This is a genomic window from Acidobacteriota bacterium, assembly GCA_016716905.1.
Classification (GTDB): domain Bacteria; phylum Acidobacteriota; class Vicinamibacteria; order Vicinamibacterales; family SCN-69-37; genus SYFT01.
In genome coordinates this window covers 989,599-1,011,240 of sequence record JADJUS010000022.1, presented here as the reverse complement: position 1 = coordinate 1,011,240, position 21,642 = coordinate 989,599, and the positions used below count along the sequence as shown (strand labels likewise).

Below are 21,642 nucleotides of genomic sequence, written 5' to 3'. Positions count from 1 at the left end.
GGCTGTAGATGACACTGCCATACCTGCTCATGCTCGCGTTGGCCCAGGCGGCCATGCCTCCACAGACCCCGGCCACCGTGGATGGCGCCGGGTCTCCTACGTTTTCCATTCCCCGTGTTGAAGAGACCGTGGTCATCGACGGCCGGCTGGATGAGCCGGCTTGGTCGAAGGCCGCCAGGCTCACGGGTTTCTCCGAATACCGTCCTGTAGACAGCCAGCGGGCCAGTGAACGCACCGAAGTGCTGGTGTGGTATTCACCCGAGGCGCTGCATTTCGGCATCATCGCCCACGACTCGGATCCGTCATCGGTGCGGGCCACGCAGGCCGATCGCGACAACCTCGATCGCGAAGACTCCGTCCGCATCTACCTCGACACGTTCAACGATCGGCGGCGGGCGTTTGTCTTCGGTGTGAATCCCCTGGGCGCGCAGGAAGACGGTGTGCAGACCGAAGGCGCCTTCAGCGCCGGCCGCACCTTTGGCGGCGTCGTAGACCTCAGCCCCGACTATCAGTTCGACTCACGCGGCCAGTTGACGCCTGAGGGATACGTGGTGGAAGTGCGCATCCCGTTCAAGAGCCTCAGGTACCCTTCGGCCGACCAGGTGAAATGGGGCATCAACGTGCTCCGCAAGACCCAGCGCACGGGTCGTGAAGACACGTGGACGGACGCGAAGCGCGTGGCCAGTTTCCTGGGCCAGACCGGCACGATGACCGGGCTGTACGAGATGAAGCGCGGCGTGGTGACCGAAGTGCAGCCCTTCGTCACCGGTGCCACCAACGGCACACGCCAGGCCGATGGGCGGTTCTCGCGCAGCGGCGTGGATATCGAACCGGGCGTCAACGTGCGCCTGGGGTTCACGAACCTCTCTCTGGACGCCACCGTCAATCCAGACTTCAGCCAGGTGGAGTCAGATGCCGCCCAGGTGACGGTCAACGAACGCTTCGCATTGTTCTTCGCCGAGAAGCGCCCATTCTTCCTCGAAGGGATTGAACTGTTCGCGACGCCCGGGCAGTTGGTCTACACGCGGCGCATTGCCGACCCGATTGCGGGCGCCAAATTCACCGGCAAGGTGGGCCGCACGGGGCTCGCATTCCTCTCGGCCATGGACGAAGCCGGACCCGACTGGACATGGGTCAATCTGGCGCGCATCCGTCGCGATGTGGGCCGTGACTCGCTGGCAGGCGTGACCTACACCGATCGCACCGCCGATGGCGGGTCCAATCGGGTGCTGGCCGCCGACGCGCGCATCGTCTTCAAACAGCTCTACTACGTGCTTGGTCAGGTGGGTGGATCGTGGACGGACAACGGCAGCGGCGCCGTGTCGGCGCCGATGTGGAACATCGAGGCCGACCGCACCGCCAGGACATGGGGATTCCACTACAAGCTGGGCGGCCTCGGAGAAGGGTTCGAAGCCGCGTCCGGTTTTGTGCCGCGCAACAACATCGTGGAGTTCCAGGCCTTTAATCGGCTGAGCTACTACGGCAAGCGCGGTTCGCTCGTGGAGGGCATCACGACGTTTGCCGGTCCCACGCGCATCTGGCGATACGCCGATTTCGGCAAGGAGCACGCCATCGAAGGCGGCGAGTCCTTGAGCGTCACGGCGACGATGCGCGGCGGGTGGTCGCTCAGTGCACGGCCTGCACGCGACTTCGTGCACTTTGATCCGAGTGGGCAGGACGAGGCCGTGACCAATTTCAGCGGCACGTTCTCTGTCACCACGCCGGTCTTTGAGAGGTTCAACGCCAAGGTGGAAGTGCGGACCGGCGGCACTGCGATCTTCGCCGAGAGCGCCGATGGCCGCGAAACCCGTGTGACCACCTCGCTGGGACTGCGTCCCACGCAGTCGGCTCGCATCGAAGCGAGCTTTGTGACGTCGCGCATCCACCGGGCACTGGACGACACGGAGTTTGCCAGGTCCACCATTCCGCGGCTCAAGGCCGAGTACCAGCCGCGACGATCGTTGTTCTTCCGTGTGATTGCGGAGTATCGGTCGGAGGTGCGCGCAGGGGAGACGTTCAAGGGACTGCGCACGGACTGGCTGCTGTCCTTTGAGCCGACGCCAGGCACGGTGGTCTTCCTTGGGTATGGCGCGAGTCAGGAACGTGATCCCAATCGATTTGGTACCGAAGCCCTGCGGCGCACCTCAGACGGGTTCTTTGTGAAGCTGGCGTACCAGTTCAGGCGGTAGGCGCATGATTGAAGACGCCATCGACGCGGCGTTGCTTGCCCGCCTGCGGGCCACGGTCGAGACTCTTGAGTCGATTGCCGCCGACCGCCGACTGCTGGCAGCGCTGACGCCCGACGAACGCAAGCGCCTCCTCATCGCCGTGGGCGCGGTCTACATTCCCGATCAGGCCGCACGCCGCCGGATGGTGAAGGCGGTCACGCGCCTCCGCAAGGTCGAGAGAATCCAGCGCGACGAACACGTGCGCGGGGAGACGGGAATTCGCGAACTGCGCCGCAAACCGGTGTTCACCACGCCGAACTTCTTCCCGCCGCCAGCCACTGAACAGGGCGAGCCCATCGACGGGTCAGGCGCAGAAGCCAAAACGCATCTGGCAGACGAGCGTCACTGTTACGCGTGCAAGACCCACTTCACCGAGGTCCACCACTTCTACGATCAGCTTTGCCCGCCGTGCGCCGAGTTCAACTTCCGGAAGCGCACGGAGCTGGCCGACCTGACTGGACGCGTGGCTCTACTGACCGGTGGCCGCGTCAAGATCGGCTACCAGGCCGGCCTCAAGTTGCTGCGCGCCGGCGCGCACCTGATTGTCACCACCCGGTTCCCGCGTGACTCGGCCATGCGCTACGCGAGCGAGCCTGACTTTGAGCAATGGGGCCATCGGCTGGAAGTGTTTGGCCTCGATCTTCGCCACACGCCGTCGGTGGAAGCGTTCTGCCGCGAGATGCTCTCCACCCGCTCCCGCCTCGACTTCATCGTCAACAACGCGTGCCAGACCGTGCGCCGGCCGCCCGAGTTCTACGCGCACATGATGGAAGGCGAAAACGCTGCGCTGCACACGATGCCCGAGCATGTTCGCAGGCTCGTGGGCGCGTATGAGGGACTGCGCGGGTATCACCTGTTGCCCGAAGCGCCCCAGGGAGCCCTGGCGACGAGCCTCTCTGATGTTGCGGGTCTCACACACGCAGCCGCCCTGTCGCAGGTCGCGCTGTTGCCAGAGGAACTGCAGGCCCAGAAGAGTCTCTTTCCGCAGGGCCGGCTCGACCAGGACCTGCAACAGGTTGACCTGCGCGATCGCAACTCGTGGCGGTTGCTGATGGACGAAGTGCCGGCAGTGGAACTGCTCGAAGTGCATCTCGTGAACGCGGTGGCGCCGTTTGTGCTCAACGCGCGTCTGAAGCCACTGATGCTGTGCACCGACAACCGCGACAAACACATCGTGAACGTCTCGGCGGTCGAAGGGCAGTTTTATCGGAGCTTCAAGACCACCCGCCATCCCCACACGAACATGGCGAAGGCGGCGCTCAACATGATGACGCGTACCGCCGCCGCTGATTATCAGACCGACGGCATCCACATGAACAGTGTGGACACTGGCTGGGTGACCGACGAGGATCCGGTGGAAGTGGCGGCGCGCAAAACCGCCGAACACCGCTTCCATCCCCCACTCGACATCGTCGACGGCGCCGCCCGCATCGTCGATCCCATCATCACGGGCATCAACACCGGCGTTCACGTGTGGGGACAGTTCTTGAAGGACTACAAGCCAACGAACTGGTGATACTGGTGACATACGTCAATTAGGAACTTAGGAACTGGGGAACTGGGGAACTGAGGAACTGCGGACTCCCAATTCCCCATCTCCCCAGTTCACCATTTCCTCAGTTCACAAGTTCCCAATTTCCCAAGTTCCCCACTACGCTACGGGGCAGGCTGTCTGATGATCCCTCTACTGAGAAGCTTCTGGCTCGCTCTAGCGGCATCCGCAACACTCGCCGCGCAACTCTACAATCCGCTCGCGCTCCAGGGTGCGGCGCGGCCTGAGCCTCGTGATCTCGTCGTGCGAGACGATGGGCGCAAGAGAGATATTCCGGTGCTCGTGTATTTGCCTCCGGGCCAGAGTGCGGCGCCTGTCGTGCTGTTCAGCCACGGCCTGGGAGGCGCGCGAACGGGCTCGGCGTTCCTCGGACGGCATTGGGCGGCACGGGGATACGTCGCCGTATTTCTTCAGCACAAGGGAAGCGACGAGTCGGTCTGGCAGGATGTGGCGCCCCTTCGACGCCTGGGAGTCATGCGACGCGCGGCCAACGCCGAAAATTACCTGCTGCGGGCCCAGGATGTGAAGGCCGTGCTGGACGAACTGACGAGCTGGAACGGGGACGCCGGCCACCCATTGCGCGGCCGGCTGGACATGACGCGCGTCGGGATGTCGGGCCACTCGTTTGGTGGGGTGACCACTCAGGCGGTGAGCGGACAGTCGAGCAATGTTCCGACGCTCCGCCTGACCGATGCTCGCATCAAGGCCGCCATCGTGATGAGCCCCAGTGTGCCTGCGGCCGGCAACCCACAGGCTGCTTTCGGGAAGGTCGCCATTCCCTGGTTCCTGATGACAGGCACGCGAGATGAGTCGTTGATTGGTGGGGCCACGGTCGAGTCGCGGCTCCAGGTGTTTCCGGCGCTCCCGCCCGGCAACAAGTACGAACTCGTGCTGTTCGACGGCCAGCACTCGGCGTTCACCGATCGCGATCTGCCCGGCGATCGCGTGGAGCGAAACCCGAATCACCACAAAGTCATCATGGCCCTGAGCACCGCTTTCTGGGATGCCTTCCTCCGCCAGGACGCCGCCGCCAGGGCATGGCTAGATGGCGACGGGGGGCTTGGGGTGCTCGAAGCCAAGGACCGCTTTAAGCGCAAATGAGGAACTTAGGAACTGGGGAAGTGGGGAACTGGGGAAGTGGGGAAGTGGGGAGATGGGAGCCCGCAGTTCCTCAGTTCCGAATTTCCCAAGTTCCTAATTAATGGTCGGGGCCCAACCTGGGTAATAGGTCTTCAGCAGGGGTGTCCTGCGTTGAAGGAGGAGGTCTGATGGATCCCGCGACGGCAACGATGATCAAGAACCTGGAAGAGAAGACGGGAAAGACGCTTGCCCAGTGGGTGGCGGTCGTCAAGGGACTGGGGGCGAAGAAACACGGCGAGATCGTCTCGTTCCTCAAAGAGACCCATCAGTTGGGGCACGGATACGCGAATCTGGTGGCCCATTCGGCGGCCGGGTTGGTGGGCGAGGATGCCACGTCCGGCGATGATCTGGTGGCCGCGCAGTACGCCGGGGAAAAGGCCGCGCTCAAGCCGATGTACGACCAACTCATCAAGGCCATCAGCGCCTTTGGCAAAGACGTTGAAGTCTCGCCGAAAAAGACCTACGTATCGCTCCGCCGGTCCAAGCAGTTCGCCCTCATCCAGCCCACCACCAAGACCCGCCTCGACGTGGGCCTCAACCTGAAGGGCGTCGCGCCCTCCGGCCGGCTTGAGGCGTCGGGGTCGTTTAATGCCATGTGCACCCACCGCGTCAGGGTGGAATCGCCCGACCAGATCGACAAGGCCCTGACCACCTGGCTCAAAGACGCCTACGAAAAGGCCTAACTTCCCCAGTTCCCCAGTCGCCCTGGTGTACGATGGAGGGCTATGACTTGTTACTCCGGTACTGACTTTGGGCGGGCGTTTCGCACCGTTCGCATGAACACGATTCAGGTGGCGATGGATATTCCCGCCGAGCAGTGGGGCTTTCGCGCCACGCCCGAGTCCATGAGCGTTCACGAAATCCTGGCGCATCTGGCCGGCTACACCACCTGGCAGTTGAAGCTGCACGGCGAGGATAAGAAGACGTTTGTGACCTTCGAGGACTTCGGCGCCTACATCGGCGCCTCAAAGGCCTTTGAGCAGGCCTGCAACACACGCGAAGCTGTGCTTCAGGCGCTCGAGACCGAAGGCGAGGCGTTTGCCAGCTTCCTCGACTCTCTGAGCGAGGCCGACCTGGCAGAGCGCGTGGGTTTCCCGGCGCCGATCGATCCGCCCTCCAAGACGCGTTTTGAAATGCTGATGGGCGCCAAGGAACATGAGATGCACCATCGCGCGCAGCTGATGGTCTGCCAGCGCCTGGTCGGCGTTGTCCCTCACCTGACGCGCGCGCGTCAGGCGCGTATGGCCACTCCGGCCACCAGGAACTGAAGCGCCGCCATGCTCAGAGCCGGAATTGTGGGACTGCCCAACGTGGGCAAGTCCACGCTCTTTAACGCCGTCACACGCACCCGGAAAGCCGAGGCGGCCAACTACCCGTTCTGCACCATCGATCCCAACGTGGGGATTGTCACCGTGCCCGATGCGCGGCTGTACGAGCTGCAGAAGATCGCCAAGACCAACGTGGTGATTCCCGCGGCCATCGAGTTCGTGGACATTGCTGGCCTGGTCAAGGGCGCGAGCACGGGTGAGGGCCTGGGCAACAAGTTCCTGACGCACATCAGGGAAGTAGACGCCATCGTGCAGGTGGTGCGCTGCTTTGAGGACGAAGACGTGCACCACGTGTCCGGCACGGTGGACCCGGTGCGCGACATCGAGATCATCAACACCGAGCTGATTCTCGCGGACCTGGATTCGGTCAAGAAGCGGCGTGAGCGTCTGGCCAAGGACGTCAAACGCGGCGACAAGGCTGCGGCCGCCGAAGAAATCGCGCTGGCGAAAGTGGAGCCGGTGCTGGACTCCGGCAAGCCCGCGTTGATGGTGGACCTCACACCGGAAGAACGGGCCCTGTCACGGGCCTTGTTCCTCCTGACCGACAAGCCGACCATCTTCGCGTGCAACGTGAAGGAAGGCGACCTGGCCACCGCCGACTCCAACCCGTACGTCATCAAGGTGCGCGAGTACGTCAAGACACACCTTGCGTGCGAAGCGGTGGTCATCAGTGCGCAGATCGAAAGCGACCTGGTCGATCTGGAGCCCGACGAAGCGCAGGCCTTCCTCAAGGAACTGGGCGTCGCTGAAAGTGGTCTCGGGTCCCTGATTCGCGCCACGTTCCACCTGCTCGGGTTGCGCACGTATTTCACCGCTGGTGAAAAGGAAGTGCGCGCGTGGACCATCCATGCGGGAGACACGGCGCCGCAGGCGGCAGGCGTGATCCACTCGGACTTTGAACGCGGTTTTATCAAAGCCGAAACGGTGGCCTATACGGACCTGGTGTCGTGTGGCTCGGTCGCAGCCGCTCGCGACAAGGGCCTGTACCGGATGGAAGGCAAAGAATACGTCGTCGCCGACGGCGACGTCCTGCTCTTCAAATTCAACGTGTAGACTGGGCGCATCGTGCTTGCGGGCCTGCTCCTGCTCACCCTTTCCGTGCCCGCAACTGCGCTGGCCCAGGCGCCGCCGGTGCGCCACACAGTCCTCTCAGACAGCCATCCGCTCGCCGTGTGGGCCCGCGGTCCGGCCACGCCGCGCGCGGCCATCGTGCTTGTGCACGGCCGCACGTGGAGCAGTCGCCCCGACTTCGATCTCCAGGTACCCGGCCTGCAGCGTTCCGTGCTCAGTTCGCTCGCCGCTCAGGGCATCGCCGCCTACGCGGTGGACCTGCGCGGTTACGGCGAGACCCGCCGCGACGCCACCGGCTTCCTCACCCCGCGTCGCGCCGCAGCCGATGTGAGCGCGGTGGTGCGCTGGGTAGCTGCGCGACATCCGACGCTCCCTCCGCCCGCACTTCTGGGTTGGTCGCAGGGTGGGGCGGTGGCCCACCTGACCGCACAAACCCCTGGGCTCTCGCTCTCGGCACTCATCCTGTTTGGGTTCACCATGGATCCGGGCCTGAAGTACGCCTCGCTGCCCGTGCCTGAGCGTCCGGCTTTCGTGAAGACCACCGCCGAAGACGCACTCAGCGATTTCATCTCTCCGGCCGTGACGCCGCCCGCCGTCATGAAGGCGTTCGCCGCACAAGCCGTGGCCGCCGACCCGGTGCGCGTGGACTGGATCCGCGAAGACGAATTCAACGCCCTCAATCCCGCGCGTCTCACGGTGCCGACGATGGTGCTGCATGGGTCGAGGGATCCAGGGGTGCCTGCCGACGTGACAGCGAGGTTCTTTGGGAAGATCGCATCGCCCCAGAAGCAATGGACCCAATTGCCGGGTGGTGATCACGCGGCTCAGCTCGAAGATACGCATGCAGCTTTTGTGAGCGCCGTAGCGGAGTTCATCACGCGCCCTGGCGCCGTGCGGCGCTGAGGCGCGATGGTCGAAATATCCCACCATCTCAGTCGCCGCGTCGTGGTGCATCGGCCGATTGATGAGGTATTTGCGTTCTTCGCCGACGCCGGCAATCTGGAGCGCATCACGCCGCCCGAACTCAATTTCCACATCCTGACACCGCGGCCCGTGGTCATGAAGCAGGGCACCAGGCTCGACTACCGGTTGGCACTCTTCGGTGTCCGTTTCGGCTGGCAGACGCTGATTTCCACCTGGGAGCCGCCCGTCCTGTTCGTCGATGAACAGATCAAGGGCCCGTATCGGCAGTGGATTCATACCCACCGGTTCGTGGAGAATGCGGACGGAACCGAAGTGCTTGACCATGTGCAGTACCAGTTGCCGCTGTGGCCGATGGGTGAGATCGTGTTGCCCATCGTCCGGCGCCAGGTCAGCCGTATCTTCGACTATCGTGAGCAGGTGATTCGGGAGGTCTTTCGATGACGACACACACATTCAGCCGTCGCGTTCTGTTGGTCATGGCTGCAGTCGCGGCCATCGCCGTCTCGCATTCCTCCGCGTCGCAGCGTCCGAAGTTGCCGGAAGATCCGGTCGCGACGTTCTCCATTCTGGGCTATGACCCTGAGTCGGGGGAACTCGGTGGCGCGGTGCAGTCGCGCGTGTTCTCGGTGGGGAACGGTGTGTTGTGGGCCGAGGCCGGCGTGGGCGCTGCGGCCACACAGGCGATCGTTGACGTGAGTTATGGCCCGCAGGCGCTGGAACTCCTGCGCAAGGGCCTCAAGCCGGCCGACATCGTGAAGCAAATCTGGGAGCGCGATCCCGACCCCGGTCTGCGCGATCGCCCTGGCCCAAGGCAGGCCGGCAGTTTGCCGTGATCAATCCGGTGGGTGAGACGGCCGTGTTCACAGGGCCGGAGGCCAGCACCTGGGCAGGACACAAACAGGGTGTGATGTGCACGGCGCAGGGCAATATCCTCGCCGGTCCCGCCGTGGTTGAAAACATGGTCAAGGCATTTGAGACCACCAAGGGCCGTCTCGCTTTCCGGCTGCAGGCTGCGCTCGAGGCAGGCCAGGCCGCTGGTGGCGACACGCGCGGCATGCAATCGGCTGCCATGCTCATCGTCAAAAAGGACGGCGGCCCGTGGCTGCACAACGACGTCGTGTTGCGACTTCAGGTGGACGACCACACCGAGCCCATCAACGAGATGCGCCGAATCCTGACCAAGCGCTTCCCGCAAGGGTAGGCAAAGTCCGCGGCCTTGAGACCCAGGCCGCGCTACGAAATTCCAGGACCCTGGACTCTGGACTCTGGACCCTGGACCTTCAGAACCCTACTGACAGGCTGACGCCGAACGTCCGGGGCCGGCCCATTTCGCCGACGAACCCTGAGGGCGCAATGCCGGGGAAGGCGAACGCAGCTGGGATGTAGCGCGTGTCGAACGCGTTCTTGATGAAGCCTTCCACCGAGATTCTTCGCACGCTGACGCCTGCGCGCATGTTGACCAGCGCGTACGCCTTCTGTCCCGCGCTGTTCGCGTCGTCGTATTGGAATGCGCCGTGGCGCACCACCTCGGCGCGACCGAAGAGCTGGACGTTCGGGCGCAGCGAGCGCGACACATCGATGCCGGCCGACAACGTGACGTCGGGTGTGAACGGGACCAGGTTGTCTGAGACATCCACACCGCTCGACGTGCTGCCGTCCGAGAAGCGCGCGCGGGTGTAGCCGACCGCGCCGAACACATCCACCCCCGCGGCTGCCCGAGCGGCCACTTCCACTTCAAGGCCACGGCTGGTGGCGCCGCCGACGTTCGAAATGTAGAACTGGCCCGGTGCGTTGGGAATGGGCAGGTTCAGTTGCAGGTCCGTCCAGTCGATGGTGAACAGCGCGGCATTGGTGCGTACACGGCCGTTGGCCCACGTCGTCTTGACGCCCACCTCACCGTTCCACGTCTGCTCCTCGTCGTACGTGTTGGAAGAGGGCGGCGCGACGGGATTAAAGCCGCCGGCCTTGAAGCCGCGGCTGGCCGACGCGTACAGCCTGTGATTGTCGTTGACGCGGTAGGTCAGCGCGGCGCTGGGTGAAATATTGGTCCAGGTCTTTTCTGCAGCAAGTGAGGTCCCGGGCGCAACCTCGGGCACCACGAACACGCGCAGGTCGGCCGTCTTGCGCTCCCGATCGGCCCGCACACCCAGCGTGAGGTCAACGCGGTTGTTGAAGGTCAGCGTCGAGTGCCCAAACGCCGCCAGGCCAAAGTCCTTGATCGTCCCCTGGGGAGAATGCTCGGTGATGGGGAAGGGAATGAACTGCGACACCAGGTACGCCGCGTAGGTATTAAAGGCATCCTGCTCGTAGTTGTGCTTGAAGCCGAAGGCGCCCACCTGCCACGAGAACGTGGTCGAGTCCGAAAGGCGCCCGGGTGACGCCGCCGCTGATGCCAGGCGAATCTCCTGGCTGAACTGCGTGGCCTCTTCGCTGTTGTCGCGCGTAATGAACGGCATGGGCGAATAGTCGAGGTCGGTCACGTCCTGGGTCTTCCAGCGGACGATCCCGGTGGTGCTGGTCAGGCTGACGCGCGACCCTTCCCTCCGGGCGTGCAAAGTGCCGGAGGCCACGTCGCGGTCCTGCCGCCCTTCGAAGTCGCGCGCCACCGTGAACGGGTTCGTCCGCAGGCCGGCGAGGTCCGACAGCGCGTAGTCGCCATCGCGTGAACGCTCGCCGCTGACGATCAGTCGCGTCTCCCACTGCGCCGCCGGGGTCCACAGCAGCTGCGCCTTGCCGAACGACGCCGACCGGTCGTCCACCGAGCGGCCCGTGACCTGGTTTGTGGAAAAGCCGTCACGTTCGCCGTGCCCAAATGCCAGTGAGAGTCCCACCGTCGGCGCGAGCGGACCCGACACCGATGCGCGGATGTCGCGCGAATTGAAGTTGCCGAGTGGCGCCACCACGCGTCCTGTCCATGACGACAACGACGGGCGTACCGACAACACGTTCACCAGGCCGCCCAGGGTGTTGCGTCCGTACAACGCGCTCTGCGGGCCACGGACAAACTCAATCTGGTCCACGTCAAGCAGTTCCACGCTCGAGGCGTTGGCATTGAGCTGCGGCACGCCATCAAAAAACGTGGTGACCGCCGGGTTTGCCGGGCTGGAGCCCACGCCGCGGAATCGCGCGTTGCTCAACTTGCGCGCCGTGAACTCGGTGAAGACAACGTTGGGTGCCTGCAGGGCTGCGTCCGACACGATCATGACGCCCGCGCGTTGCAGCATATCGGCTGTGATCGCGGTCACGCTGATCGGCAGCGTCTGCCCCTTCGCCGGCTCTTTCTGCGCATGGACATTGACGTCCGGCAGTACGACGACCGGCGCCGCCGTCTGGGGCGCCTGCGGTGTCGGTCCGACGAAACTCAGGGCGATGCCCAGGGTGGTGACGAACGTCTGAAAATGCATTCGTCGATTATAATTCGCGCCATGCGAACAACACAGTGGGTTTTGTCTGTGGCCATCGCCGCCACATCGGTGACCGCTTACGCACAGCGGCCGACGGTCGGCAATGCCATTCGACAGTTCGTGACTGTGGACAACGCCGTGGTGGCGCTGACGCATGCGCGCGTCATTGATGGGACGGGCGGTGCGATTCGCAGTGATCAAACGGTCATCTTGCGTGACGGCCTCATTGCCGCCATGGGACCGACGGCAAGCACACCGGTGCCGGAAGGCGCCCGCATCCTCGATTTGACTGGAAAAACCCTTCTGCCTGGCATGGTCATGGTGCACGAGCACCTGTATTACCCGACCGGCCCAGGCGTCTACGGACAGCTCGGCGAGAGCTTTGTGCGCCTGTATCTGGCCGGCGGCGTCACCACCATGCGCACCGGCGGCAACGTGAACGGCTTCATGGACATCAACATGAAAAAGCTGGTGGATGCCGGCAGCAAGGCGGGCCCCGCCATCGATGCCACCGCGCCGTACCTGAATGGACCAAACACCTTCATCCAGATGCGCGCGCTCAAGGGGCCGGAGGACGCACGGCGCCAGGTCAACTATTGGGCTGATGAAGGCGCCACGTCGTTCAAGGCGTACATGCAGATCTCACGTGCCGATCTCGGTGCCGCGATTGACGAAGCCCACAAGCGCGGCATCAAGGTCACCGGGCATCTGTGTTCGGTGACGTATTCCGAAGCGGCCGATCTGGGCATCGACAATCTCGAACACGCATTTCTGGCCTCCACAGACTTCGTGCCGACCAAACTTCCTGACGTGTGCCCCGGCCAGGGGACAGGGCAGCAGACCATTGCGGCGCTCGACGAAAACGGCGAACCGTTCAAGGCCCTCGTCCGGAAACTCATCGAGAAGAAAGTCACGCTGACCACGACGCCTGCCGTGTTTGAGACCTTCACGCCAGGGCGGCCGTTGCCGCCCGGGCTTGAAGTGCTGGTTGCGCCACTCAAGGAGCAGTTCGAACAGGGCTATGCGCGAACGGCGAAGAACACCGAATCAATTTACGCGCGTCTCTTTCCGAAAGCCTTGAAGCTGGACCTGGCGTTTGCGCGCGCAGGTGGCACCCTGGTTGCCGGTACCGACCCAACGGGCGGAGGTGGCGTGGTGCCGGGTTTCTCGAATCAGCGCACGGTTGAGATTCTGGTTGAAGCCGGATTCACCCCTGCAGAAGCCATCAAGATCGTGACGCTTAATGGCGCGGAGTACCTTGGCCGCGGCAAGACCGTTGGCTCAATCGCGGTCGGCAAACAGGCCGACCTCATGGTCATTGCCGGCGATCCGTCCACGACAATTGGGGATATCAGGAAAGTGGAACTGGTCTTCAGGCAGGGGATTGGATTCGATAGCGCGCGTTTAATTGCATCAGTGTCGGGCCGTGTCGGTATTTTTTAGAGCACATACATGAACAGCAGATTCACCTGGATTAACGGCGAGATGATCGCCTCGGAACAAGCGACCGTCCCGTTTTTGACGGCCGGTCTCCATTACGGCGTCGCGATTTTTGAGGGGATTCGCGCTTATAAAACGCCGAAGGGCCTTGGTGTGTTCCGCCTGCGCGAACACATGAAACGCTTCGAGGATTCGTCGCGCATCGTCGGCTTTCTCGACATGCCGCATTCGATCGACGAAATGATGGACGCCGTGTGCGCCACCGTGCGCGCCAACGGCTTCGGGGATTGCTACATCCGGCCGCTGTTGTGGCTGGCTGATGGCGGATGGCAGTTGACCATCGACTCAGGAAAGGCGCACGTGGCCGTGGCCGTCTGGGAACAGTCGGTGTACGGCGGCAAGAGCACGGTGGAAGAAGGGCTCAAGGCCTGCGTGTCGAGTTTCACACGCCACCATCCGAACGCCATGATGACCAAAGCCAAAGTCGCCGGCAACTACGTCAATTCCATCCTGGCGAAGACCGACGCGCAGCGAAATGGTTTCGACGAAGCCATCATGCTGGATCCGCAAGGCTACGTCGCAGAATGCACCGGCGCCAACTTGTTTGTGGTGCGTAACGGCCGGCTGGTCACGCCGCCGGCTGATGCGATCCTCGAAGGCATCACGCGCGACACCGTCGTGGCGCTCGCGCAGGACCTGGGCATTCCCGTGCAGGAGTCGCAGCTCAGCCGCGACCATCTTTATGTGGTGGATGAAGTCTTTGTGTGCGGCACCGCCGCCGAGGTGGTGGGCATCACAAGCGTAGACCGACGGAAGATCGGCGCGGGCGTCCCGGGGCCCATCACCTGCGCGATCCGCGAAGCGTATCTCTCAGCCGTTCGCGGCGCCCACGCAAGATCGGAACGATGGATTACCATCGCGTAATTATGAACTGAGGAAATTGTGAACTGAGGAACTGAGGAACGTCCTCGTAGCGCGGCCTGGGTCTCAAGGCCGCGGACCACCGCGCGCTTGAAGCCCAGCGCGCGCTACGAAATGCAGTTCCCCAGTTCCTAACTTCCTAAGTTACTGCCCCCCTCGCCCGCCCCTGCCAGCGGCCCAGGCGCCGCCATTGGCTTGCGAGGCAGAAGTTCGTCGCGGTTCGCCGTGAGGAACGCAAACGCGGCGGCGATCGTCGCGTTGCGGCGCATGTCCTCGGGCTGCAGGCGCTCGTAGCTGTCCATGTTGTAGTGGTGCGTCACGGTGTTGTACTCCACCGGATCCTGGATGAACTGGAAGCCCGGCAGGCCGACGCCATCAAACGCCTGGTGATCGGTGCCGCCCGTGTTGCCGGGGTTCAGGTGTGTGGTGCCCAGGTCGCGCAGCGGTTCCATCCATGCGCGGAAGATCGGGCCCACCGCGCCGTTGCCCTGCTGATACACACCGCGAATGGCTCCCGTGCCGTTGTCGATGTTGAAGTAGCCCGCGAACTTGGCGTGTGCCGGCGTCATCACCAACGGACCGACCGGGCCGCCGCGGCCACCGCGACCTCCGGGTGCTGCAGGCGCTGCGCCTGCCGGCGCGGGTGGAGGAGCGCCCCTTCCGGCGAAGTGTTTCGCCACATAGTCGCGTGAGCCGATGAGGCCCTGCTCCTCGCCATTCCACAGGCCAAGGCGCACCGTGCGGCGCAGCCGCACACCCGACGCCTTCAGGATGCGCATCGCTTCCATCATCGCGGCTGATCCGGCGGCGTTGTCCGTGGCGCCCGTTGACGCATGCCACGAGTCGAAGTGCGCGCCAAGCATCACAATCTCGTCCGCCTTGTCGGTGCCGGGAATTTCAGCCACCACGTTGAACATGGTCGGCGCCGGCGTGTAGGTGTTCTTGATGTCGGCCTCAATCGTGACCGGCAGGTTCTTCTGCAGCATCCGCGCCACGCGCCCGTAGTGCTCGGCGGCAACCACGATGGACGGCAGGGTGGTGGCCGGGTCGGCCGTTGCACTTCCACCAATCGTGAACAGACCATGTCCGCGTGCGTTCGTCGTCAACACGCCGGCCACGCCTTCCTTGAGGAAGAACTCATTGCGGTTGAACGGCATCGCGCCGGGTGCGCCCGCGCCTCCGCGTCCGCCTGCCACCGCGCCACGTCCGCCCGCGCCCGGGGCCGCAAGACCCAGTTCTGCCAGGCGCGGTGCATTTTCCATCGCGTCCAGCTGTTCAGCGGTGTACCGCTGCGCCTGCGGCGTCCAGTAGGCCGCCACGTCGGGTGGCGCCTGCGTCAGCACAAACTTGCCCTTGAGCGTGCCCGCCAGCTTCGTGATCTCCGCGCCATCGGTGGTGGTGATGAGCACGGCCTCGCCGCGAATAAGCCCGTTGGTGCCGGGCGTCCATGCCGACGACATTCCCGTCATGGGGAAGGCCTGCGGCGACACCGCCGCCAGGTAGAACTTCTCGTTGGTCCACCCGCGAGGGAACCGCGACTGGTCCACCCAGGGCTCAAGCGCCACATTCGCCAGGCCCCATTTCTTCATTTCCGCAACGGCCCACTCGCCGGCCTTCTGAATGCCCGGCGACCCGCTCAGCCGCGGACCGTACACGTCGGTCATCCAACTCGCCAGTTCCATGACCTGCGAGTTCTGCATGCCTTCAGCCTTGATTTTCGCGAGGCTGTCGTAGTCGATCACCTCGTTTGCCGCTCGCAGCGGCAGTGCCACCACCGCGGCGAACACCGCCGTGGCCAACCCCATCGTCAAAAAGTGCGTCTTCCTCATGTATGTATGTCCTTTCGGAACGTCCGGATCCGGCCTTAATGATACGGCCGGGTGGCCATTCCCGCTACGGTTCGGGCGCCGGGGGATGGTAAGGTAATCAGCGATGAAAACAGCCTGGCTGCTGCCCGTTCTGGTGTGCGCGTCGATCTCCGGTTCTTGCAGTCGGGGCGGGGCGGATCAGGCTGGGCGCCAGGACGTTGTTCTGGTGCGCGAAGTGGACGTTCTTGAAGCGGTTGTGCCGCGGAATGCCACGCTGCAAGGAGTACTCAGAAGCCACAAAGCCTCCAGCGACCTCGCCGACTCCATCGTCGGCGCCGTCCGGGCCGAGTTTGACCCCCGAAGGCTCAAGGCCAATCAGCCGTATTCCCTGGTGACGACCCTCGACGGGTTGTTCCGGGAGTTCCGCTACACGATGGATGCCGACCGCTTCCTGCGGGTGGCGCTCAAGGTGGGCAGCTCGCTGGCCGCGCCCCAGTTCGATGTGGAAGTGGTGCCCTACCCGAAAGAGGTGGTCACCGACGCCGTCACGGTGGAGATTACGAAGGAGCGCCCTTCGTTGTGGGCCGCGCTCGAAGAACGGGGCGAGAACATCCAGCTCGCTCTGCTGCTGGCCGACGCGTTTTCAGGCGACGTGGACTTTAACTCCGACCTGCAGCCCGGCGACCGCTTTGAAGTGCTCTTCGGCCGCGTGCTTCGCGACGGCAAGTTCACCGGTTACGAAGAAGTGGCGGCGGCCACGCTCAACAACGACGGCCGCCAGTTGACCGCGATCAGGCATCTCGGGCCCGATGGCCGCGAGGCGTGGTACGACGCGCAGGGGCGGTCGCTCAGGCGCCAATTCCTGAAGTCGCCGCTTGGCTTCGAGCCGCGCGTCACGTCGAGTTTTTCGTATCGTCGCCTGCACCCCGTGCTCAACACCTATCGCGCGCACCGTGGCGTGGACTATCGCGCGGCGTATGGCACGCCGGTGGTGGCGGTCTCGCCAGGCACTGTGATCGCCGCAGGCTGGGCGGGTGGCGCAGGCCGGCGCGTGTCCATCCGGCACGCAAGCGGCTACGTGAGCAACTACTTCCACCTGTCGGCCATCTCCCCAGGCATCAGCCCGGGTGCGCGTGTTGATCAGGGTCGCACGATTGGACGCGTGGGCAACAGCGGTACGGTGACGGCAACGCACCTGCACTACGAGCTCATCAAGAACGGCACCTACGTGAACCCGGTGGCTGAACATCGCAACATGCCTCCGGGCGTGCCGATTCCGGCCGCAGCGATGCCGCAGTTCGCGGCCGAGCGCGATCGGCTGCTCGGCACGCTCCGCACCACACTCCTCGGCTCGGACGTCGCCCCGACGTCACGAGGTCAGTAGCCGCCATGGCGCAGCTCACCCCGTTCCGGGCGCTGCGCCCGGCGCCTTCCGTTGCGTCCCGCGTCGCGTCCGTCCCGTACGACGTGGTCAACACCGCCGAAGCGCGGGCCATGGCGCAAGGCGAGCCGCTCAGTTTTCTTCGCGTCACCCGTTCCGAAATCGATCTGCCCGACACCGTTTCGCTGTATCACGACGCGGTGTATGCCCGGGCGGTGGAGAACTTGCGTGCGCTGCGCAGCGTGGCGCCGCTCGAGGTGGATGCAGAGCCGACGTTGTACTTCTACCGGCAACAGATGGGCGACCACGTGCAGACGGGGCTCGCCGGATGTTTCTCGGTGGACGAGTACGAACACGACCTGGTGAAGAAACACGAAAAGACGCGACCCGACAAGGAAGACGACCGCACCCGGCACATCCTCGAAGTGGGTGCGCAGACCGGCGTGGTGTTTCTGACGTACCGCGCCTCGGCCGCGGTGGATGCCATCGCGCTGCGCGCGTGCGCCGGAACGCCGCTCTACGACTTCACGGCAGCCGACGGCATCCGCCACACCGTTTGGCCGGTGTCGCCTTCTGACGTTTCGGCGCTGGTTGATGCGTTTGCCCCGATCCCCGAGTTGTATATCGCTGACGGCCACCATCGTGCGGCGAGCGCTGCGCGCGCTCGTGCGGCTTTGCGCGATCGAGGCACGCCATCCCGGGAAGCCGATGTGTTTATCGGCGTCGCATTTCCAGATACGCAGCTGCAGATCCTGCCGTACCACCGCGTAGTGAAGGACCTGTGGGGCCACACACAGGCGTCGTTCCTGGACGCCCTGCGGTCCAGGCTTGTGGTGACCGATGGGGATTCTCAGCCAGATCGTCCAGGCCAGGTCTCGATGTTCCTGGGCGGCCGCTGGCACACACTCCACCTTCCGCAGTCTCCCGCAGGCACGGCCCTGGCCGATGCGCTCGACGTATCCGTGCTGCAACGCGACGTGCTGACGCCGGTGCTGGGCATCGGCGATCCTCGCACCGACAAGCGCATTGATTTTGTCGGCGGGGTTCGCGGGCCGGGAGCCCTTGAGGTTCTTGTTGGGTCCGGGCAGGCCGCTGTGGCCTTCGCGCTTCACCCGGTGACGGTGGGCGACCTCATTGCGATTTCCGATGCGGGCGGTATCATGCCGCCCAAGTCCACGTGGTTTGAGCCGAAGCTGCGTGACGGACTGCTGGTGCACCAGATATGAGTATTCATCGCGTCTTTAACTTCTCCTCCGGTCCGGCCGTCCTTCCACTTCCAGTACTCGAAGAAGCCCAACGCAACCTCGTGGCCCTGCCCGGCGTTGGCATGTCGGTGCTGGAGATCAGCCACCGTTCAAAGCCGTTCGACGAAATTCTGCACGGCGCGCTCACGGACATGCGCGAGATTGCGGGCATCCCAGATGACTACGAGATCCTGTTCCTGCAGGGCGGCGCAAGCCTGCAGTTCTCGATGGTCCCGATGAACCTGCTGACCCAGGGCCTGACCGCCGACTACATCGTCACCGGCGACTGGGGAAAGAAGGCGCTGAAGGAAGCGAAGAAGGTGGGCGCGACGGCGGTGGCGGCTTCGACTGAAGAAGGCAACTACGCGCGCATTCCACCGCAGTCGGAGTTGCGCCTGACGCCGGGCTCGGCCTACGTCCACATGACGTCGAACAACACCATCCACGGCACGCAGTGGCATTACCTGCCAGACGTGAATGGCGCACCACTTGTGAGCGACATGTCTTCGGACATCCTCTCGCGGCCGATCGACGTTTCGAAATACGGCCTCATCTATGCCGGCGCGCAAAAGAACCTCGGCCCCTCCGGCGTCACCGTTGTCATCATCCGCAAAGACTTGCTCGCGCGATCCGCTGACGCGTTGCCAACGATGTTGAATTATCGGGTGCAGGCCGAGAATGGATCGCGTTACAACACGCCGCCGGCGTTCGGTATCTACATCCTGCGGTTGGTGCTGACGTGGCTCAAGGGCATGGGCGGTGTGACGGCGATCGAGAAGGTGAACGAACGCAAGGCGGCCATGCTGTACGCGGAACTGGACCGCACCGCGTTCTGGAAGCCGCACGCACAGAGGGACGCGAGGTCGCGGATGAACGTGACGTTCCGCCTGGCCTCCGAGGCGCTTGAGTCACAGTTCGCGAAAGAAGCGACGGCCGCCGGACTTGACGGGTTGAAGGGCCATCGATCGGTCGGCGGTCTTCGGGCCTCGATCTACAACGCATTCCCCGAAGAGGGTGTGGCCTCGCTCGTGCAGTTCATGCAGGAGTTCGAGCGGAGGAACGGATGAGTGCCGGCATCCTGATCCTGCTGCTGGTGCAGGCGGCTCAGGCTGCGCCGCCGCCGGCCACGCAGGCTGAGCCGCAAGCGCCTCCAGCGGTTTCCGCATCGGTCCTCGTTCTGGGGGATGCGGCCAAACGCGACCCTTCTACGGGCGCACAGACATTTTCGAGGGAGTTCCTCGACGGCGCGCCCGCCCTCACCACCGACGAAGCGCTGCGTGTGGTGTCGGGCCTCTCGTTGTTCCGCCGTTCATCGTCACGCACGGCGAATCCGACCACGCACGGTGTGACGATGCGCGGGTTGTCGGCGTCGGGGGCGAGCAGGGGAGTGGTGGTGCTCGATGGCATGCCGCTCAACGACGGGTTTGGCGGTTGGGTGACGTGGACGCGTGTGCCCGCTGGAGCGCTCGAGGGCGTGGATGTCATTCCGGGCGCGGCCGGAGACTTGTTTGGGTCGGATGCGTTGGGCGGCGTCATTCGGCTGCGGTCGGCCGAGCCGAGGCGCGCGGGCCCGATGGTGAGTGTTGGCGGCGGCACGCGCGAGACGTGGACGGGTGATGTGTCGGGTGGTGTCACGAAGGGCCGCGCCGGACTATGGATGGCGGCATCGTGGGTGGACACTGCCGGAGAGATTCCCCTTGAGGAAGCGTCGCGCGGAGCCGTTGACCGTCCCACGTCGGCGAACTGGTGGAACGTGTTTGGCCGTGCTGATGTGACTGATGGCGCGCGGCGCTGGACGGTCACGGGCATCAGCGGCCGCGACCGGCGTGGCAACGGCACCGTGCTGCAGTACAACCGCAACAGCGGGAGCACAGTGGCGGCCGCGGTGCAGTCGGTGGGGACGAGCGCCACGTGGGCCGCGCGTGTGGCCGTGAGCCCGAACAGCCTGGAGCAGACGTTTTCAGCCGTGGCGACAGGCCGGGCGACTGAGTCGCTGACGTCAACCCAGTTCATCGATGTCACCACGACGCGCGCGGTGCTGGAGTACGGGCGATCGGTGCCCAAGGGGTTTGTCATGTTGCGCGGCGCCGCGACACGCGCGACCGCCGACTTTGATGAAATTCGCCCCGCAGGCACCACCGTGATGGAGGTGCGTGACGACAGCGAGTCCATCTCCGCCCAGGTGGGTGTGACGCCTGGCGCGAACGTGACGCTTGGCGCAGGTGTGCGGCACGAATGGCGCGCGGCGCCGATGTCATCGGACGACCGCGATACCGCTTTTGTCGGGCGCGTGACCGCAGCCTGGACCATTAATCCGTCCCTGGTGGCGCGCGCGACGGCGGCGACGAGTCATCGGTGGCCGACGCTTAACGAACTGGTGCGCGGCTTTCGCGTCGGCAGCACGAATACGTTACCCAATGCCAACCTCAAACCCGAGCGCGCACGCGCGGTGGATGCCGGTCTTACGGTCACGCGGCCGCGTGGCACGTTTGGAGTCGCGGCGTTTTACACGACGGTGGAAGATGCCATTGCCAACGTGACGTTGCCGTCGGCGACAGGAATCCTGCGCGAGCGCCGCAACGCGGGTGAGGCGCATGTGAAGGGCCTTGAGGCCGACGTGGACGTTCGACCCTGGGCGTGGGTGCAGGTGCGCGGTTCGATCTCGGCGACCGACGCGACGTTCCAGAACTCCGCCGAGCCTGCGCTTGAGGGCAACCAGTTGCCGCAGGTCCCGAAGGTCAGCGGGGCGTTGTCGGTGGATGTGGAGCACCCCGGCCGCGGCCGCGCGGGCGTGGTCATTCGTTCCGTCGGCGCGCAGTTCGACGACGACCGCAATGTGTTCAGACTCGCGGCCGCCACGCAAGTGGACATGCGCGTGGCCGCGCAGGTTCGCCAGTTCGAGCTGTCGATGGTGGTAGAGAACCTGCTCGACGCCCGCGTGGAAGTGGGCCGGACGCCGTTGGTCACCCTTGCGCCGAGCCGCGCCCTCCGCGTCAACGCCACCTGGTGGCTCGGCGGACGACGGTAGGTCTGCGACCGCCTCGGTCGGTGCACGAACTCCCCTATTGAGGATTGAGGATGGAGGATTGAGGATCGGGATTGGCGCGCATCGCTGATTGCTGATTGACGATCGCGCGTCACGCGCCGTCCTCGTAGCGCGGCTGCGGCGTGCATTCCTCGTAGCGCGGCCTGGTTTTCAAG

At 64.4% G+C, this 21,642-nt stretch carries 18 protein-coding genes; 16 read left to right on the top strand and 2 right to left on the bottom strand.

The window, feature by feature from the left end; translation table 11 throughout:
- Positions 1–8 precede the first annotated feature (8 nt).
- From IPL75_20450 to IPL75_20405, 10 genes are all read left to right on the top strand, one after another.
- Positions 9–2,189 (top strand): carbohydrate binding family 9 domain-containing protein, encoded by a 2,181-nt coding sequence (locus tag IPL75_20450; protein ID MBK9242564.1) that lies wholly within the window; start codon positions 9–11, stop codon positions 2,187–2,189.
- A 4-nt stretch (positions 2,190–2,193) separates the two neighbouring features.
- Positions 2,194–3,744, top strand: a complete 1,551-nt coding sequence (locus IPL75_20445) for an SDR family oxidoreductase (protein ID MBK9242563.1) — start codon at positions 2,194–2,196, stop codon at positions 3,742–3,744.
- Between the two features lie 159 nt (positions 3,745–3,903).
- Positions 3,904–4,881, top strand: coding sequence for a dienelactone hydrolase (locus IPL75_20440; protein MBK9242562.1), 978 nt, complete (start codon positions 3,904–3,906; stop codon positions 4,879–4,881).
- 167 nt (positions 4,882–5,048) lie between these two features.
- Positions 5,049–5,603 (top strand): DUF4287 domain-containing protein, encoded by a 555-nt coding sequence (locus IPL75_20435; GenBank protein ID MBK9242561.1) that lies wholly within the window; start codon positions 5,049–5,051, stop codon positions 5,601–5,603.
- A 42-nt stretch (positions 5,604–5,645) separates the two neighbouring features.
- Complete coding sequence (locus tag IPL75_20430; GenBank protein ID MBK9242560.1) at positions 5,646–6,188, top strand: DinB family protein; 543 nt, start codon at positions 5,646–5,648, stop codon at positions 6,186–6,188.
- A 9-nt stretch (positions 6,189–6,197) separates the two neighbouring features.
- The gene (ychF, locus tag IPL75_20425; protein MBK9242559.1) at positions 6,198–7,301 is read left to right on the top strand and encodes a redox-regulated ATPase YchF; all 1,104 of its coding nucleotides are present in this window, start codon (positions 6,198–6,200) and stop codon (positions 7,299–7,301) included.
- A gap of 12 nt (positions 7,302–7,313) precedes the next feature.
- Positions 7,314–8,222 carry an alpha/beta fold hydrolase gene (locus IPL75_20420; protein MBK9242558.1) on the top strand — a complete coding sequence of 303 codons (909 nt, stop codon included), beginning with the start codon at positions 7,314–7,316 and terminating at the stop codon, positions 8,220–8,222.
- 6 nt (positions 8,223–8,228) lie between these two features.
- A complete protein-coding gene (locus IPL75_20415; GenBank protein MBK9242557.1) occupies positions 8,229–8,684 on the top strand; it encodes an SRPBCC family protein in 456 nt (151 codons plus the stop codon).
- The gene (locus IPL75_20410) at positions 8,681–9,076 is read left to right on the top strand and encodes a DUF1028 domain-containing protein (protein MBK9242556.1); all 396 of its coding nucleotides are present in this window, start codon (positions 8,681–8,683) and stop codon (positions 9,074–9,076) included. The genes IPL75_20415 and IPL75_20410 overlap by 4 nt, the downstream gene beginning before the upstream one ends.
- Positions 9,073–9,444: a DUF1028 domain-containing protein gene (locus tag IPL75_20405; protein MBK9242555.1), complete on the top strand. Its 372-nt coding sequence runs from the start codon at positions 9,073–9,075 to the stop codon at positions 9,442–9,444. The genes IPL75_20410 and IPL75_20405 overlap by 4 nt, the downstream gene beginning before the upstream one ends.
- 79 nt (positions 9,445–9,523) lie before the next feature.
- On the opposite strand, the gene IPL75_20400 is transcribed toward IPL75_20405, so the two are convergent.
- Entirely contained in the window at positions 9,524–11,647 is a 2,124-nt protein-coding gene (locus tag IPL75_20400) for a TonB-dependent receptor (protein ID MBK9242554.1), read from the bottom strand.
- A gap of 21 nt (positions 11,648–11,668) precedes the next feature.
- Between IPL75_20400 and IPL75_20395 the strand changes: the two genes are divergently transcribed.
- Complete coding sequence (locus tag IPL75_20395) at positions 11,669–13,090, top strand: amidohydrolase family protein (GenBank protein ID MBK9242553.1); 1,422 nt, start codon at positions 11,669–11,671, stop codon at positions 13,088–13,090.
- Positions 13,091–13,099: 9 nt separating this feature from the next.
- Entirely contained in the window at positions 13,100–14,011 is a 912-nt protein-coding gene (locus IPL75_20390; GenBank protein ID MBK9242552.1) for a branched-chain amino acid transaminase, read from the top strand.
- Positions 14,012–14,139: 128 nt separating this feature from the next.
- Here the strand turns inward: IPL75_20390 and IPL75_20385 are convergent, their stop codons facing one another.
- Positions 14,140–15,837 carry a M20/M25/M40 family metallo-hydrolase gene (locus IPL75_20385; protein ID MBK9242551.1) on the bottom strand — a complete coding sequence of 566 codons (1,698 nt, stop codon included), beginning with the start codon at positions 15,835–15,837 and terminating at the stop codon, positions 14,140–14,142.
- A gap of 103 nt (positions 15,838–15,940) precedes the next feature.
- On the opposite strand from IPL75_20385, the gene IPL75_20380 reads away from it, so the two are divergent.
- The 4 genes from IPL75_20380 to IPL75_20365 are packed head-to-tail and all read left to right on the top strand — an operon-like array spanning position 15,941 to position 21,469.
- Entirely contained in the window at positions 15,941–17,200 is a 1,260-nt protein-coding gene (locus IPL75_20380; GenBank protein ID MBK9242550.1) for a peptidoglycan DD-metalloendopeptidase family protein, read from the top strand.
- Positions 17,201–17,205: 5 nt separating this feature from the next.
- Complete coding sequence (locus IPL75_20375) at positions 17,206–18,423, top strand: DUF1015 domain-containing protein (GenBank protein ID MBK9242549.1); 1,218 nt, start codon at positions 17,206–17,208, stop codon at positions 18,421–18,423.
- Positions 18,420–19,508, top strand: a complete 1,089-nt coding sequence (gene serC, locus IPL75_20370; protein ID MBK9242548.1) for a 3-phosphoserine/phosphohydroxythreonine transaminase — start codon at positions 18,420–18,422, stop codon at positions 19,506–19,508. The genes IPL75_20375 and serC overlap by 4 nt, the downstream gene beginning before the upstream one ends.
- A complete protein-coding gene (locus IPL75_20365; GenBank protein ID MBK9242547.1) occupies positions 19,505–21,469 on the top strand; it encodes a TonB-dependent receptor in 1,965 nt (654 codons plus the stop codon). The genes serC and IPL75_20365 overlap by 4 nt, the downstream gene beginning before the upstream one ends.
- Positions 21,470–21,642 lie beyond the last annotated feature (173 nt).

What these genes read in the sequence shown, in the direction of transcription:
- IPL75_20375 (MBK9242549.1), top strand. Translation starts at nt 17,206, where the DNA reads ATGGCGCAGCTCACCCCGTTCCGGGCGCTGCGCCCGGCGCCTTCCGTT.
- IPL75_20395 (MBK9242553.1), top strand. Translation starts at nt 11,669, where the DNA reads ATGCGAACAACACAGTGGGTTTTGTCTGTGGCCATCGCCGCCACATCG.
- IPL75_20410 (MBK9242556.1), top strand. Translation starts at nt 8,681, where the DNA reads ATGACGACACACACATTCAGCCGTCGCGTTCTGTTGGTCATGGCTGCA.
- IPL75_20445 (MBK9242563.1), top strand. Translation starts at nt 2,194, where the DNA reads ATGATTGAAGACGCCATCGACGCGGCGTTGCTTGCCCGCCTGCGGGCC.
- IPL75_20415 (MBK9242557.1), top strand. Translation starts at nt 8,229, where the DNA reads ATGGTCGAAATATCCCACCATCTCAGTCGCCGCGTCGTGGTGCATCGG.
- IPL75_20435 (MBK9242561.1), top strand. Translation starts at nt 5,049, where the DNA reads ATGGATCCCGCGACGGCAACGATGATCAAGAACCTGGAAGAGAAGACG.
- IPL75_20385 (MBK9242551.1), bottom strand. Translation starts at nt 15,837, where the DNA reads ATGAGGAAGACGCACTTTTTGACGATGGGGTTGGCCACGGCGGTGTTC.
- IPL75_20365 (MBK9242547.1), top strand. Translation starts at nt 19,505, where the DNA reads ATGAGTGCCGGCATCCTGATCCTGCTGCTGGTGCAGGCGGCTCAGGCT.
- IPL75_20380 (MBK9242550.1), top strand. Translation starts at nt 15,941, where the DNA reads ATGAAAACAGCCTGGCTGCTGCCCGTTCTGGTGTGCGCGTCGATCTCC.
- serC (MBK9242548.1), top strand. Translation starts at nt 18,420, where the DNA reads ATGAGTATTCATCGCGTCTTTAACTTCTCCTCCGGTCCGGCCGTCCTT.
- IPL75_20430 (MBK9242560.1), top strand. Translation starts at nt 5,646, where the DNA reads ATGACTTGTTACTCCGGTACTGACTTTGGGCGGGCGTTTCGCACCGTT.
- IPL75_20440 (MBK9242562.1), top strand. Translation starts at nt 3,904, where the DNA reads ATGATCCCTCTACTGAGAAGCTTCTGGCTCGCTCTAGCGGCATCCGCA.
- IPL75_20450 (MBK9242564.1), top strand. Translation starts at nt 9, where the DNA reads ATGACACTGCCATACCTGCTCATGCTCGCGTTGGCCCAGGCGGCCATG.
- ychF (MBK9242559.1), top strand. Translation starts at nt 6,198, where the DNA reads ATGCTCAGAGCCGGAATTGTGGGACTGCCCAACGTGGGCAAGTCCACG.
- IPL75_20400 (MBK9242554.1), bottom strand. Translation starts at nt 11,647, where the DNA reads ATGCATTTTCAGACGTTCGTCACCACCCTGGGCATCGCCCTGAGTTTC.
- IPL75_20390 (MBK9242552.1), top strand. Translation starts at nt 13,100, where the DNA reads ATGAACAGCAGATTCACCTGGATTAACGGCGAGATGATCGCCTCGGAA.